At 56.3% G+C, this 14,118-nt stretch carries 13 protein-coding genes; 12 read left to right on the top strand and 1 reads right to left on the bottom strand.

Annotated features, from left to right (window positions below; all coding sequences use genetic code 11):
- Positions 1 to 360 precede the first annotated feature (360 nt).
- The gene (gene xylB / locus GOX73_RS19830) at positions 361 to 1,797 is read right to left on the bottom strand and encodes a xylulokinase (protein WP_171127044.1); all 1,437 of its coding nucleotides are present in this window, start codon (positions 1,795 to 1,797) and stop codon (positions 361 to 363) included.
- A 121-nt stretch (positions 1,798 to 1,918) separates the two neighbouring features.
- Between xylB and GOX73_RS19825 the strand changes: the two genes are divergently transcribed.
- The 12 genes from GOX73_RS19825 to GOX73_RS19770 all read left to right on the top strand — a co-directional run bounded on the left by GOX73_RS19825 (position 1,919) and on the right by GOX73_RS19770 (position 14,090).
- The gene (locus tag GOX73_RS19825) at positions 1,919 to 2,944 is read left to right on the top strand and encodes a LacI family DNA-binding transcriptional regulator (protein WP_171127045.1); all 1,026 of its coding nucleotides are present in this window, start codon (positions 1,919 to 1,921) and stop codon (positions 2,942 to 2,944) included.
- A gap of 95 nt (positions 2,945 to 3,039) precedes the next feature.
- The gene (locus GOX73_RS19820; protein ID WP_171127046.1) at positions 3,040 to 4,341 is read left to right on the top strand and encodes a sugar ABC transporter substrate-binding protein; all 1,302 of its coding nucleotides are present in this window, start codon (positions 3,040 to 3,042) and stop codon (positions 4,339 to 4,341) included.
- Between the two features lie 108 nt (positions 4,342 to 4,449).
- Positions 4,450 to 5,316 (top strand): carbohydrate ABC transporter permease, encoded by an 867-nt coding sequence (locus GOX73_RS19815; protein WP_171125479.1) that lies wholly within the window; start codon positions 4,450 to 4,452, stop codon positions 5,314 to 5,316.
- A 12-nt stretch (positions 5,317 to 5,328) separates the two neighbouring features.
- Positions 5,329 to 6,159, top strand: coding sequence for a carbohydrate ABC transporter permease (locus GOX73_RS19810; RefSeq protein WP_170448185.1), 831 nt, complete (start codon positions 5,329 to 5,331; stop codon positions 6,157 to 6,159).
- Positions 6,160 to 6,171: 12 nt separating this feature from the next.
- A complete protein-coding gene (locus tag GOX73_RS19805; RefSeq protein ID WP_171127047.1) occupies positions 6,172 to 7,176 on the top strand; it encodes an ABC transporter ATP-binding protein in 1,005 nt (334 codons plus the stop codon).
- On the top strand, positions 7,173 to 7,946 hold the full coding sequence (locus GOX73_RS19800; protein WP_171127048.1) for an L-iditol 2-dehydrogenase: 774 nt from the start codon (positions 7,173 to 7,175) through the stop codon (positions 7,944 to 7,946). Before GOX73_RS19805 ends, GOX73_RS19800 begins: the two co-directional genes overlap by 4 nt.
- A complete protein-coding gene (locus GOX73_RS19795; protein ID WP_171135074.1) occupies positions 7,946 to 9,454 on the top strand; it encodes a mannitol dehydrogenase family protein in 1,509 nt (502 codons plus the stop codon). The genes GOX73_RS19800 and GOX73_RS19795 overlap by 1 nt, the downstream gene beginning before the upstream one ends.
- On the top strand, positions 9,438 to 9,599 hold the full coding sequence (locus GOX73_RS19790) for a hypothetical protein (RefSeq protein ID WP_171127050.1): 162 nt from the start codon (positions 9,438 to 9,440) through the stop codon (positions 9,597 to 9,599). The genes GOX73_RS19795 and GOX73_RS19790 overlap by 17 nt, the downstream gene beginning before the upstream one ends.
- 385 nt (positions 9,600 to 9,984) lie before the next feature.
- A complete protein-coding gene (gene iolG, locus GOX73_RS19785) occupies positions 9,985 to 10,998 on the top strand; it encodes an inositol 2-dehydrogenase (protein WP_171127051.1) in 1,014 nt (337 codons plus the stop codon).
- Positions 10,999 to 11,122: 124 nt separating this feature from the next.
- Complete coding sequence (locus GOX73_RS19780) at positions 11,123 to 12,064, top strand: sugar ABC transporter substrate-binding protein (protein WP_170427125.1); 942 nt, start codon at positions 11,123 to 11,125, stop codon at positions 12,062 to 12,064.
- A gap of 81 nt (positions 12,065 to 12,145) precedes the next feature.
- Entirely contained in the window at positions 12,146 to 13,270 is a 1,125-nt protein-coding gene (locus tag GOX73_RS19775; protein WP_171127052.1) for an ABC transporter permease, read from the top strand.
- A 1-nt stretch (position 13,271) separates the two neighbouring features.
- Positions 13,272 to 14,090, top strand: coding sequence for an ATP-binding cassette domain-containing protein (locus tag GOX73_RS19770; RefSeq protein ID WP_170466954.1), 819 nt, complete (start codon positions 13,272 to 13,274; stop codon positions 14,088 to 14,090).
- The last annotated feature ends 28 nt before the right edge of the window (positions 14,091 to 14,118 follow it).

Here is a 14,118-nt window from a genome sequence, read left to right as displayed (position 1 = left end):
GAAACGCGGTATCAGTCCGTTCGAAGGCACGTTCTAGGCTGGGTTCGGAGTTAGGCCGTCGCAAAAAACCGAAAGGCGCGCCAGCGATAACCTACAGAATTGATCCCAAAAGCTCATCGCCGTTACCGGCGCGGCATCTCTGTAAACTCGCTGTGCAGCGTTCAGGGGGAGCCTTTGTTGGGCAAACTTCGTCAGGTTTTTCCGGGCTAGAAAACAGAGGCAGAAGTGGTTCTGTGGCTCTTTTGTTCGAAATCGCATGTTCTGTTGGTCAAGGTGCGCGTGTTTGCGGATCGTTGAGATCCCAACAAACCCACCGTGGGAAGGGCAGGCGGCGTAAATTTGGTTGACCGTGCCGGGTAATTATTCAGCTAGACTGACTGCTGTATAAAGCTTCCGAAACCGCGCCAACCGTTCGAACAATGGTGCCATATCCGCCGGTTCAAACATGTCTGTTGTTGGTGGTTGAAGTGCAAGGTCAGCTCTGTCCAATGCACCTTTTCCAAAAGCTGCCAGCTGGGCGGCGCCATATGCCGGACCGGAATCTGCCCCATCCGACCGCACAACCGGCTTTTCGGTCACTGTCGCGATCAGCCTCAACAGCAGTTTTGATTTGCTGCCTCCTCCGATTGCTGCGAGTTCCGGCAATTCTTTAATACTGTCACCGAAACTCTGTGCCGCATCGGCAAAGCAGAAAGCAATCGCTTCCACCACGGAACGGCAGATGTCTGCGCGTGTTGTGGAATCCTCCAGGCCAAAGAAACAGGCTCGGATATGCGGGTCGCCATGCGGGCTACGTTCCCCCGTTAGATAGGGCAGAAAAATTGGTACGCGGTCCCCGCTGACCGTTTCGGCAAGCGCAACAACTTCGGCTGCGGACAGTCCCAATTGACCGCCAATCCATGAAATAGGCCTCGCGCCATTCAACATCGCTGCCATTTGATACCAACGGTCGGGCAAAGTGTGCGCAAAAGCATGTACGTAACGTTCGGGATTGGGTTTGTAGGCCCGGTCCGCCACGAACAACTGGCCGGAAGTTCCTAAAGAGATGAAACCTCGCCCCGGTTCGGTGGCGCCCAAAGACACTGCCCCGGTTGCTGCATCTCCACCTCCTGCAACGACTGGCGTGCCGGGTTTCAAGCCCGTCTCAGTTGCCGCTTGCGCTGACACAGCCCCAACGCAATTGTGGCCATCGAATATCTGCGGAAGCCAGTCCCCTGCAACATCAGTGGCTTCGACGATACCGGCGTGCCAGTCGCGCGACGCCTGATCGAGCCACAATGTTCCGGCGGCATCGGATGCGTCGGTTACCAACTCTCCATGCAGGCGCAACCCGACATAATCCTTGGGCAGCAGAATATGGGAAAGCTTTGCATAGTTGGCAGGCTCATGTTTTTTCAACCAAGCAATTTTGGGCGCGGTAAAGCCCGGCAAGGGAGGGACGCCGGCAATATGACCAATCTCCGGCTGGGCCGCGCGTAGGTCCTCACATTCCTGTACTGCCCTGCTGTCATTCCACAGGATTGCCGGGCGGATTGGGCGCAAATCACGGTTCAGCAAAACGGCTCCGTGCATCTGGCCTGACAACCCGATCGCTTTCACCTCGGACAGCGTGATTTGCCCAGATAGTTGGTCCAAGGCGTCGCGTGTCGCCTGCCACCAAAGATCCGGATGCTGCTCTGACCAACCGGGCTGCGGTGAGGACGTTTTTATCCCTACAGAAGACGTCGTCAGAATTCGATCAGTGTCTGCACAGACAAGTTTGACCGCAGACGTTCCGATGTCGATCCCGAGATACATTCAAACCCCTTACCTGCACTAAAGTTCGGAACTTGTCTTACTATTGATCTTTTTGCCGCGCGCAAAGAATATGTAAAAATAGGATAAGATCAAGGCGGCTCAGGTGGGCAGGCAGACAGGTATGACCAAGATAAAGAACATGGAAGAGTTCGCAGCCCTTAGCGGTATCTCGCGGCCAACGGTGTCCAAATACTTCCACGATCCCGATAGCGTTCGCCCAACGACGAGAGCACGGATAGAAGAGGCGTTGGAGCGGTTTGACTACCGCCCAAACATCTATGCAGTGAACCAGAACCGCAAGCTGACCAAGAATATCGGCATCGTCGTACCCTATCTGGCCGATCCGTTCTTTGCCGAAATCGCACGGTATCTAGAGCAAAGCTGTATCGCGGCAGGCTATCGCCCGTTTCTGTTCAGCTCTCATGGCGAACAAAAACTGGAAAATGAAATCCTGGACGGCTTGCAATCTTTGAAGCCTGCGGGCGTTTTGTTGGCGCCTTTGGGACGTATCTCGGACAAGTCCGCGATCGAGAAATTCTGCGCCAGAGTGCCGACGGTTTTGTTTGACAGCAATCTCGACGGTTTGGGCGCGGCGTTTATCGGGTCCGACAACTTCAGCTTTGTGTCTCAGACCGTGGAATACATGACCCGCACGGGTGAGCCGCCTTCGTTCTTCGAAATGCGGACACCTGCGAACCCCAATGCCAATAAGCGACGTAAGGCTTATGTCGACGTAATGGACCGACTGGGCTTTGAGCCTCATGTGATCAAAATTGAAGGCACGGGCTGGGCCTTTGAAGAGATTGGCCGAAAGGGTGCGCTCAAGATTTTGGGTGAACGCAAGCTGCGCACGAATTCGGTCCTGTGCAGCAATGACCGATTGGCCATCGGTTTTCTGGCGGCGTGTTTCGAGCAGGGGATTCGCGTTGGGCGGAAAGACGATTGTGCATTGCGGGTGGCGTCAAACGACGATCATCCGTTCGCAAAATTCACATGTCCGTCGCTGACAACCGCCGCGCATGACTATGATAATGTGGCGGCGCGAAGCGTCGAAACGCTTTTTGAACTTATTGAAAACGGTGGAAAATTTGAGAAACGGACAGAAACCCTTTTCCCGGCGCGATTGGTCCTGAGGGAATCTGCGTGATGAATAAAAATTAACGCGCGTAAAGTTTTTATTGACGGCGCGACAAATCTTGAACTAGGCTCTCTGCACAGCATCCAAGCTCAGGGAGGACAGGGATGTACTTGAAACACGCACTTCGTGCGGCGACTGCGCTGACTTTCGTCGCAACGGCAGCGGCCCACGCACAATCCATAACGATCGCAACCGTAAACAACGGCGATATGATCCGGATGCAGGGCTATACCGACAAATTCACCGAAGCGACGGGCGTTGAAGTCGAATGGGTGACGCTGGAAGAGAACGTTTTGCGCCAGCGCGTGACCACCGACATCACCACCAAGGGTGGTCAGTTCGACATCATGACAATCGGCATGTACGAAACCCCGATCTGGGGTGCGAACGGCTGGCTGGTTCCGCTGGATGGTTTGTCAGAGGAATATGACGTCGGTGACATCCTGCCTGCTATGTCGGGCGGTCTGAGCCATGACGGAACACTTTTTGCTGCGCCGTTTTACGGCGAAAGCTCGATGATCATGTATCGCACCGACTTGATGGAAAAAGCAGGCATGGAAATGCCCGAAGCGCCAAGCTGGCAATTCATCAAAGAGGCCGCAGCGGCCATGACTGACCGGGACGCCGACATCAACGGAATCTGCCTGCGCGGCAAAGCCGGTTGGGGTGAAGGCGGTGCGTTCATCACGGCCATGTCCAACTCGTTCGGCGCACGCTGGTTCGACGAAGATTGGAAGCCCCAGTTTGATCAGCCTGAATGGTCCGACACGCTGAATTTCTACGTTGAAATGATGACAGAATCCGGTCCCGCAGGCTATGCGACCAACGGGTTCAACGAGAACCTGTCATTGTTCCAACAGGGTAAATGTGGCATGTGGATCGACGCCACTGTTGCGGCGTCATTTGTGACCAATCCCGATGACTCGACCGTTGCGGATAGCGTTGGTTTTGCTCTGGCACCCGACACCGGATTGGGCAAGCGCTCCAACTGGCTTTGGGCTTGGGCACTGGCCATTCCGGCCGGTACACAGCAAGAAGACGCGGCCAAGCAATTCATCGAATGGGCCACTTCAAAAGACTACATCGAGTTGGTCGCAGAAAACGAAGGCTGGGCAAATGTCCCACCGGGCGCGCGATCTTCTTTGTATGAGAACCCGGAATACCAGAAGGTTCCATTTGCCAAGATGACATTGGACTCGATCCTGTCGGCTGATCCGAATAACCCGACGGTCAAGCCGGTGCCATATGTCGGCATTCAGTTTGCGGCGATCCCGGAATTTGCAGGTATTGCGACGCAAGTCAGCCAGGAGTTCTCAGCCGTCTATGCCGGACAGCAAACGGTTGAGGAAGCTCTGGCCAAAGCGCAGGCTTTCACAGCCGAAGAAATGGAAGCCGCAGGGTACTGAGGCCTCCTCCCCGGCGGGCGGGCAGCATTGATGCCCCCCGCAATTCTCTTCCACGACTCGCGTTTTTCTCGCAGGCTAAGCTACGCCTGAAAATAGAGGGTTTGCGTTATGGCAACTCAACATTCCCGCTCGGTTGCTCGCCTGATGATGGCACCAGCAGTGGTCCTGCTGCTTGGCTGGATGCTCGTGCCGCTGACGATGACGCTTTATTTCTCCTTCAAGAAATATCTGCCTCTGCGCGGTGGTGATCTGGGCTGGGTTGGAATTGACAACTACGTTCGGTTCGTTTCGTCCAGTTCCTTCTGGCCCGCAGTTCAGGCAACGCTGGTGATCGTCGGAGGCGTTCTGATCATTACTGTTATCCTGGGCATCCTACTGGCAATGCTTCTGGATCAACCGATGTGGGGCCAAGGTATTGTCCGCATCCTCGTGATCGCGCCCTTCTTCGTTATGCCAACGGTATCCGCGCTGGTCTGGAAGAACATGTTCATGGACCCGGTCAACGGTCTGTTGGCCCACCTGTGGCGCTTTTTTGGGGCCGAGCCGATCTCGTGGTTGTCCGAGGCATCCATGACCTCGATCATCATGATCGTGTCCTGGCAGTGGTTGCCCTTTGCCACGCTCATCCTGCTAACCGCGATCCAATCGCTGGACAGCGAGCAGTTGGAAGCAGCCGAGATGGATGGTGCGCCGGTACTGAAGCGCTTCTACCACATCATCCTGCCGCATCTGAGCAGGGCGATCACCATCGTGATCCTGATCCAAACAATCTTTCTTCTGTCGATCTTTGCCGAAATCTTCGTGACCACCGGCGGCGCATTCGGCACCCGCACACTCACCTACCTGATCTTCCAGCGTGTGCTGGAAAGCCAGAACGTTGGCCTCGGATCAGCCGGAGGTGTCTACGCAATCATCTTAGCCAACATCGTTGCCATTTTCCTGATGCGCATCGTCGGCAAGAACCTGGACGCGTGAGGAGGAACGACTATGGCCCGCGCCGTCACAACCCGCCGTAAATCGCTCAATACCGCCTTGGCATGGGCCGTTGGTTTGCTGATCTTTTTCCCGATCCTCTGGACCATCCTGACCAGCTTCAAGACCGAGGCACAGGCGATCGCTAGCCCACCGCTGTTTTTGAACTTCAACTGGACGCTGGAAAACTATGCCATCGTGCAGGAACGCTCGGACTATATGCGGTTCCTGTGGAACTCGGTCATTATCGCTGGCGGGTCGACTGTTTTGGGCGTCATCATTGCAGTTCCTGCCGCATGGGCCATGGCCTTCGTGCCCTCGAAGCGCACCAAGGACATCCTGCTGTGGATGCTGTCCACGAAGATGCTGCCTGCGGTTGGCGTTCTCTATCCGATCTACCTGCTGTTCATTCGGCTGGGACTGCTGGACACGCGCGGAGGGCTGGTCGTCGTCCTGATGCTGATCAACCTGCCGATCATTGTCTGGATGCTGTACACTTATTTCCGCGAAATTCCGGGGGAAATTCTGGAAGCTGCGCGGATGGACGGGGCGACTTTGAAAGAGGAAATCCTCTACGTCTTGACCCCCATGGCTATCCCCGGCATCGCCTCGACCGTCTTGCTGAACTTCATACTAGCCTGGAACGAGGCGTTCTGGACCCTCAACCTGACCGCCGTCGACGCGGCGCCATTGACGGCCTTTATCGCCAGCTATTCCAGCCCCGAGGGCCTGTTCTTTGCCAAACTTAGCGCGGCCTCGACAATGGCAATTGCACCAATCCTGATCCTTGGCTGGTTCAGCCAGAAACAACTTGTCCGCGGCCTGACCTTCGGCGCTGTGAAATAAGGAACACGACACATGGGACGCATCCAACTCAAGTCCGTGACCAAAAGCTTCGGCGATGTGCAGGTCATTCCACCACTTGACCTGACCATCGAAGATGGCGAGTTCACAGTCTTCGTCGGCCCCTCGGGTTGCGGTAAATCCACCCTGCTGCGTCTGATCGCGGGGTTGGAGGATATCACCTCGGGCTCCATCGACATCGACGGTTCTGATGCCACCGATGTCCCGCCGGCGAAACGAGGGCTGGCGATGGTGTTCCAATCCTATGCTTTGTATCCGCATATGACGGTGCGTAAGAACATCGCTTTTCCCCTTCGGATGGCAAAACTGGATCAGGCCGAGATCGACAAACGCGTCGAAGGTGCCGCCAGCGTCCTGAACCTGACCGACTATCTGGACCGCCGCCCAGGACAGCTATCGGGCGGCCAACGCCAGCGGGTTGCCATCGGGCGCGCGATTGTGCGCGAACCGGCGGCATTTCTGTTTGATGAGCCGCTGTCAAACCTCGACGCAGCACTGCGCGTTGGCATGCGGCTGGAGATCAGCGAATTGCACGAACGCCTGGCGACCACGATGATCTACGTAACACACGATCAGGTCGAAGCCATGACTATGGCCGACAAGATTGTCGTCCTTCAGGCTGGCGTTATCGAACAGGTCGGGAGCCCGCTAGAGCTGTACCGGACACCGCGCAACCTGTTTGTTGCGGGCTTCATCGGCTCCCCCAAAATGAACTTCATTGAGGGCGAAGAGGCCGCGAAACACGGCGCTCAGACCATCGGAATACGGCCTGAGCATATCACAGTTTCAGAAGCCGAAGGGGACTGGTCCGGGGTGGTGAGCGTTTCCGAACATCTGGGCTCGGATACATTTTTCCATGTCCACGAAACCGGGCTGGCCGATACGATCACTGTCCGCGCAGATGGCGAGGTCGGTTTCCGACATGGCGACCGCATTCACCTGACACCACGCGCCGATGTGATCCACCGGTTCGATGCGAAAGGCTTGCGGATCGAATGACACGTCTGGCTGGTAAAACCGCCCTGATAACAGGGGCTGCGCGCGGCATAGGGCTGGCCTTTGCCAAAGCCTATGTTGCTGAAGGCGCCCGTGTCGCGATCGCCGATATCGACATCCAGCGCGCGCAGCAGGCCGCGACCGAGATCGGCGTGACGGCTTTAGCAATCGAGATGGACGTGACAAACCAGCAAAGTATCGACGACGCCATCACCCGCACGGCATCCCATTTCGGCCCGATCGACATATTGATCAACAACGCGGCGATCTTCACTGCCGCTCCGATTGTTGAGATTGAGCGCGCCGACTACCAGCGTGTCTTCGACATCAACGTCGCCGGTGCCTTGTTCACCATGCAGGCCGTCGCGCGCCACATGATTGCGCATGGCACCAAAGGCAGGATCATCAACATGGCGTCGCAAGCCGGGCGGCGCGGTGAGCCTCTGGTCGCCGTTTATTGCGCCAGCAAGGCTGCGATCATTTCCCTGACTCAATCTGCGGGCCTGAACCTGATCTCAAACGGGATAAATGTGAACGCGATAGCTCCGGGTGTGGTGGATGGCGAACACTGGGACGGTGTCGATGCGTTCTTTGCCAAACACGAAGACAAACCTTCGGGGCAGAAGAAACGCGAAGTGGCGGCGGCCGTTCCCTATGGCCGCATGGGCCGGGCTGAAGACCTAACCGGGATGGCAGTGTTTCTAGCCTCGGACGAGGCCAAGTACATCGTCGCCCAGACCTACAATGTTGACGGCGGAAATTGGATGAGCTGATGACCCCTGTGGCAGATTCAACCCCTCCCATCCAGCTAAGGCGCGACAAGCTTGCAGACCTGCCAGCGACTGTCAGAACCCCTGCTTATCAACGTTCGGACCTGACGCCGGGCATCGTCCATATCGGGCTTGGCAATTTCCACCGCGCCCATCAGGCTTGGTACATTCATCAGCTTTTGCAGCAGGGCCAGGCCCGCGATTGGGCCATCATTGGAGCAGGCGTACGCAGTTATGATGCCAAGATGCGCGAGAAGTTGCAGGCGCAAGATTGTCTGACCACCCTGATTGAGCTGGATCCCAAAGGAGTATCCGCAGAGGTCATAGGCCCGTTGATTGATTACCTGCCGATCGAAGAGGACAACGCCGCGCTTATCCGGGCGATGGCTGATCCGTCTATTCGGATTGTGTCCCTGACTGTGACCGAGGGCGGCTATTTCCTTAGTGCAAGCACCGGCGGTTTGGACACGGATCACGATGATATCCGCTATGATGCCGCAAACCCAAGCCATCCGCGAACGGTTTTTGGCGCAATGGTCGCAGCGCTCGGGATACGCCGCACGTACGGCTTGTCACCCTTCACCGCGCTGAGTTGTGATAACCTTCAGGGTAACGGCACTATCCTTCGAAACTGTATTGTTGGACTGGCTCGCCTCTCGGACCCTGATCTAGCCGATTGGATCGACCGGAACGGTGCTTTTCCCAATTCGATGGTGGACTGCATCGTGCCGGCAACGACTGATCAGGTGATTGCGCAATGCCAAGCGTTTGGTGTTGATGATCACGCTCCGGTTTCACACGAGAACTTTCGTCAATGGGTCATCGAGGATGACTTCTGTGCCGGACGACCGTCGCTTGAACATGTAGGTGTCACACTGACCAAGGATGTTCACGCGTATGAGGCATTGAAGCTTCGCATATTGAACGGGGGCCACCAACTGCTCGCGAATGTCGGGGAGATACTGAATGTCCCCACGATTTCGGCCTGTATGCAAGACCCCGACATAGCGGCGTTTTTCAGAAAAGTTCAAATCGAAGAAATTCTACCTCAGGTCGACGCTGTTCCTGGAACGACCCCGCAAGAGTACCTTGGGCTGGTTGAACGTCGGTTTGAAAACACTGCAATTCACGACACAACGCGCCGAGTCGCGTTCGACGGATCGGCGCGACACCCTGGATTCGTTCTGCCCTCGGTGCGTGATGCAATTGCTTCAGGCTCTTCGATAAACGGACTCGCTCTAACAGAAGCTTTTTGGTGCAGGATGTGCGCAGGGATTCGCGAAGACGGCTCAGAGATCGCCCCCAATGATCCCGTTTGGGAGGATCTGAGAAAAACGGCGCTGGCGGCCAAAGCTGATCCAGGTCTTTGGCTTGAGCAGGACCTGTATTGTGGCGAATTTGGCCATGGTGCACAGTTTATTGCAGCCTTTTCCGGGTGGTTAAACGAGATTTGGAAAAGTGGGAGCAGAGCAGTTCTTGCCCAATATGTCTCCCATGGCAGACTTGTCTGATGCCGATGATCTTGGTTTCATCGCCAGCAACGGCGGCTTGGCCGATGTGGATGATGAGTTCGACTTTGTATTGACGGTGAACGGGGATTCGGCGGGCGTTACCACTTTCCACTCGGAAAAGGCGACATTGAACGCCGATGATTAGCAACACGCGCTGCCCAGAACCGCCAGGGGCGGTGAGGCAATGATCATCGGATTCGAAGATCTGACCGTTGCCGGGGGCTTTGATTTCGAAGATGTTGTCTTCTTCGTTACCCGTGTTGAGGCGGACGCCGTTTAATCTGGCGTATAGCGGGCGCAAGTAAATCAACGACAGGATGATAAAGCCGAAGGAGATTTCGGCTTCGTTCTGCGTTCAAATTCACCAAGACACAACAAAATCAAGCGCGGGCTGCGTGCCTGCCCAACTGTTGAAGGCCGCTGAGGACAAGGCGATCCCTCGCAACTTTCCCAAGTTGATGAAAAAATATCTTGCAACCGGTTGCAAAGAGAAACATGCTGCGCGCGAAGACTGGATTCGGAGAAGCTGCATGCTCAAGATCGGATTGTTAGGGGCCGGACGGATTGGCCGTGTACATGCGCAAGCCATCAGTGAGCATCCTAAAAGCGTATTGGCTGCGGTGTCAGATGCCGTTCCCAAGGCGGCAGAAAGTCTGGCGGGAGAATATCAGGCCGAAACACGCAGTTCGGAAGACATCATCGCGGATGCGTCCATTGATGCGGTTCTGATTGCCACGCCCACCGATACACATTCCGACCTCATTGAGGCGGCGACTCGCGCGGGAAAAGCCGTACTTTGCGAAAAACCCGTCGATCTGGACCTGAATCGGGCTATTGCGTGTCAGACAAACGCATCGGAAACCGGTCAGCCGGTTATGTTCGGGTTCAACCGTCGGTTTGATCCCAATTTCTCGGCACTAAAAGCCTCGTTCGAGGCAGGAGAGATTGGCAAGGCGGAATTGCTATCGATCACGTCCTTTGACCCGGCCCCGCCACCTATCAGCTACGTCAAAGTCTCGGGCGGTTTGTTCCGGGATATGATGATCCACGATTTCGACATGGCAAACTATTTGATGGGGCAGTTGCCCACAGTGATTTCAGCTGTCGGAACATCAGTTGTCGACCCTGAGATTGGTCTGGCGGGGGACTATGATACCGCTGTTGTTACAATGACTTACGCGGACGGTAGGGTCGCTGTAATCAAGAATTCCAGACGCGCCTTATATGGTTATGACCAGCGAGTTGAGCTGTTGGGGTCGAAGGGGCTGCTTCAGGCGCACAACATCCTGGAAAACTCGGTGGTGAAGTCAACGGTGGATGGTGTTGTCGGTGCCAAGCCGACCTACTTTTTCCTGGAACGTTACATGACTGCTTACCGGACAGAATGGGGCGCATTTGTTGACGCCGTACAAGCCGGGTCGGATATGCCGGTTACTCTGGAAGACGGCGTCGCAGCACTGGCGATGGCCGAAGCTGCGACCCGTTCGGCGCGTTCCGGAATGCCGGTCATGCTGAGTGATGTTTTGAAACCGGTTGCAAAATGATCGGATTTCCTGAAACTGGACACAGCCCCGGTTCACTTGGGGGCGGAGGAGATTCGGCCAATGCCGAATGACTGGGGCTGAAGCCCAGACAATACGATTGACAGTTCTATTGGGAGGAATGGAAATGAAAACGTTCGTAAAAGGGGTTCTGATGGCCAGCGCCGTCGCATTCGCCGGTGCCACTGGCGCGGCAGCGGAGGGCGAGAAGTACATTCTGATCAGCCACGCCCCGGACAGTGACAGCTGGTGGAACACCATAAAAAACGGCATCGCCTTGGCGGGCGAGCAAATGGGCGTTGAGGTTGAATACCGCAACCCGCCGACCGGTGACCTTGCAGACATGGCGCGGATCATTGATCAGGCCGCAGCATCGGGACCAAACGGCATCATCACTACCCTGGCTGACCCGGACATTCTGGAAGGCCCGATCAAGGCGGCCGTGGATTCTGGTATCGACGTCATCATCATGAACACCGGGACACCGGAAAAGGCGCGTGAAGTTGGCGCGCTGATGTATGTTGGCCAGCCTGAATATGATGCCGGTTTCGCTGCAGGCCAACGGGCCAAAGACGATGGCATCGGATCCTTCCTGTGTGTGAACCATTACATCGTGCAGCCGTCCAGCCAGGAACGTTGCCAGGGCTTTGCCGACGGTCTGGGTATCGAGTTGGGCGAGCAGATGATCGACGCGGGTCAGGACCCGGCCGAGATTAAGAATCGTGTTCTGGCGTATCTGTCGGCCAACCCTGAAACAGAAGCAGTTCTGACGCTTGGGCCGACCTCGGCGGACCCGACCATTCTGGCGCTGGAAGAAAACGGCATGGCCGGCGACATCTACTTTGGCACCTTTGACTTAGGTGGCGAGATCGTCAAAGGCATCAAAAGCGGTGTGATCCAGTGGGGCATCGACCAGCAGCCCTTCCTGCAGGCTTACCTGCCGGTTGTCGTGATGGCTAACTACCACCGTTACGGCGTTCTGCCGGGCAACAACATCAACTCGGGTCCCGGTTTCGTGACCGCAGACGGGTTGGAAAAGATCGAAGAATTCGCGGGCGAATACCGCTGATCTTTAGAACTGTGCGGACGCCGGATGTGTGTCCGCACCCCCTTAATCAAGCATTCAGAACGAAGCGCGAAGGAGGCAACAATGGCTGAGTCAGCGCAAACCGCAAGCGGCGGCGACGAGCGGATCAAAGAGATCTCACCCCTGCGCCGAGCCCTGATCCGCCCGGAATTGGGTGGCATGGTCGGCACGGTGGCAGTGTTCACGTTTTTCCTGCTGTTCGCCTTTGATAGCGGCATGTTCACCGCTCAGGGCGTGATGAACTGGTCCGTGGTCTCTGCTCAGTTCATGATCATTGCCGTTGGTGCGTGTTTGTTGATGATCGCGGGCGAATTTGATTTGTCCGTTGGTTCGATGATCGGCTTTGCAGGCATGATGATCGCGATCTTTTCCGTCACGCTCAGCTGGCCGGTCTGGATGGCCATTATTGTAACCTTCGCGCTTTGCGTATCGATCGGGGCGGTCAACGGGTACATTGTCGTGCGTACCGGCCTGCCCAGTTTTATTGTGACGTTGGCTTTCCTGTTCATTCTGCGCGGCTTCACCATCTACCTGCCTCAGACCATCGAGCGGAAAACCATCATTGGCGGCATCCGCGACGTGGCCGAGGGCGACTGGCTGGCGTCGGTGTTCGGCGGCAAAGTTGGGCAGGGCTTTTTCGTCTGGCTCGGTGACAACGGCCTGATCGAAACCTTTGAACGCGGCACACGTCAAGGTCAGCCTGTGGTTGACGGTATTCCGATGCTGCTGATTTGGGCACTGGTGATCATCATCTTTGGCCATGTGCTGCTGACCAAAACCAAGTTCGGAAACTGGATCTTTGCCTCGGGCGGAGACGCCGAGGCCGCAAGGAACTCGGGTGTTCCTGTGAACCGGGTCAAGGTGTTGATGTTCATGTTCACCGCCTTCTGTGCGACCGTCTTTGCGACCTGTCAGGTGATGGAGTTCGGCTCGGCCGGTGCGGACCGGGGCCTGCTCAAAGAGTTCGAGGCCATTATCGCGGTGGTGATCGGTGGCGCGTTGCTGACCGGCGGCTATGGCTCGGTTCTGGGTGCGGCTCTTGGGGCTCTGATCTTTGGTGTGGTTCAGCAGGGGTTGTTCTTTGCAGGGGTCGAAAGCTCGCTGTTCCGGGTGTTCCTTGGCGTGATCCTGCTGGGCGCCGTAATCCTGAACACCTACATCCGTCGCATCATCACGGGAGAACGGTGAGATGACCGAAGATACCAAATTCCATCACGGCGACGCCCAGGACCAGAAACCGATCATTCGGATGGTAGACATTCAGAAACACTTTGGCTCTGTGATCGCCCTTGCCGGTGTCAGCTTTGATCTGAAACCTGGGGAGTGTCACTGTTTGCTGGGCGACAATGGTGCGGGCAAATCGACCTTCATCAAGACTATGTCCGGAGTCCACAAACCAACAGCGGGTGAGATCTTCTTCGAAGATAAGCCCATGCATTTCGAAGACCCGCGTGACGCCATTGCAGCCGGGATCGCGACGGTACACCAGCACCTGGCGATGATCCCGTTGATGAGTGTCAGTCGGAATTTCTTCATGGGCAACGAACCCACGCGCAAAGTCGCCGGGATCAACTTCTTCGACAAGAAGCTGGCCGATGAAATCACCATGGAAGAGATGCGCAAGATGGGCATCAACCTGCGTGGGCCGGACCAGGCTGTAGGTACTTTGTCCGGTGGCGAGCGTCAGACAGTTGCAATTGCTCGTGCGGTGCATTTCGGCGCAAAGATCCTGATCCTGGACGAACCAACTTCGGCGTTGGGCGTGCGCCAGACGTCCAATGTTCTGGCGACCATCGACAAGGTGCGCAGTCAGGGTGTGGGTGTGGTTTTCATCAGCCACAACGTGCGTCACGCACTGGCCGTCGGCGATCGCTTTACCGTGTTGAACCGGGGCCAGACGCTGGGCACCGCGAAACGGGGCGAAATCTCACCCGAGGAACTGCAGGACCTGATGGCAGGTGGTCAGGAGCTGGCCGAGCTGGAAGGGTCTTTGGGCGGCACGGTCTGACGCGTTCCCGCTTGGACTGTACATATTT

Origin of the sequence: Ruegeria sp. HKCCD7221 (assembly GCF_013031225.1) — a bacterium.
Taxonomy (GTDB): Bacteria; Pseudomonadota; Alphaproteobacteria; order Rhodobacterales; family Rhodobacteraceae; genus Ruegeria.
This window is presented reverse-complemented; position numbering and strand designations above follow the sequence as displayed.

Coding starts and splice junctions, on each gene's coding strand:
- GOX73_RS19815 (WP_171125479.1), top strand. CDS start 4,450: ATGGCAACTCAACATTCCCGCTCGGTTGCTCGCCTGATGATGGCACCA.
- GOX73_RS19775 (WP_171127052.1), top strand. CDS start 12,146: ATGGCTGAGTCAGCGCAAACCGCAAGCGGCGGCGACGAGCGGATCAAA.
- GOX73_RS19805 (WP_171127047.1), top strand. CDS start 6,172: ATGGGACGCATCCAACTCAAGTCCGTGACCAAAAGCTTCGGCGATGTG.
- GOX73_RS19825 (WP_171127045.1), top strand. CDS start 1,919: ATGACCAAGATAAAGAACATGGAAGAGTTCGCAGCCCTTAGCGGTATC.
- GOX73_RS19810 (WP_170448185.1), top strand. CDS start 5,329: ATGGCCCGCGCCGTCACAACCCGCCGTAAATCGCTCAATACCGCCTTG.
- GOX73_RS19820 (WP_171127046.1), top strand. CDS start 3,040: ATGTACTTGAAACACGCACTTCGTGCGGCGACTGCGCTGACTTTCGTC.
- GOX73_RS19770 (WP_170466954.1), top strand. CDS start 13,272: ATGACCGAAGATACCAAATTCCATCACGGCGACGCCCAGGACCAGAAA.
- xylB (WP_171127044.1), bottom strand. CDS start 1,797: ATGTATCTCGGGATCGACATCGGAACGTCTGCGGTCAAACTTGTCTGT.
- iolG (WP_171127051.1), top strand. CDS start 9,985: ATGCTCAAGATCGGATTGTTAGGGGCCGGACGGATTGGCCGTGTACAT.
- GOX73_RS19800 (WP_171127048.1), top strand. CDS start 7,173: ATGACACGTCTGGCTGGTAAAACCGCCCTGATAACAGGGGCTGCGCGC.
- GOX73_RS19780 (WP_170427125.1), top strand. CDS start 11,123: ATGAAAACGTTCGTAAAAGGGGTTCTGATGGCCAGCGCCGTCGCATTC.
- GOX73_RS19795 (WP_171135074.1), top strand. CDS start 7,946: ATGACCCCTGTGGCAGATTCAACCCCTCCCATCCAGCTAAGGCGCGAC.
- GOX73_RS19790 (WP_171127050.1), top strand. CDS start 9,438: ATGGCAGACTTGTCTGATGCCGATGATCTTGGTTTCATCGCCAGCAAC.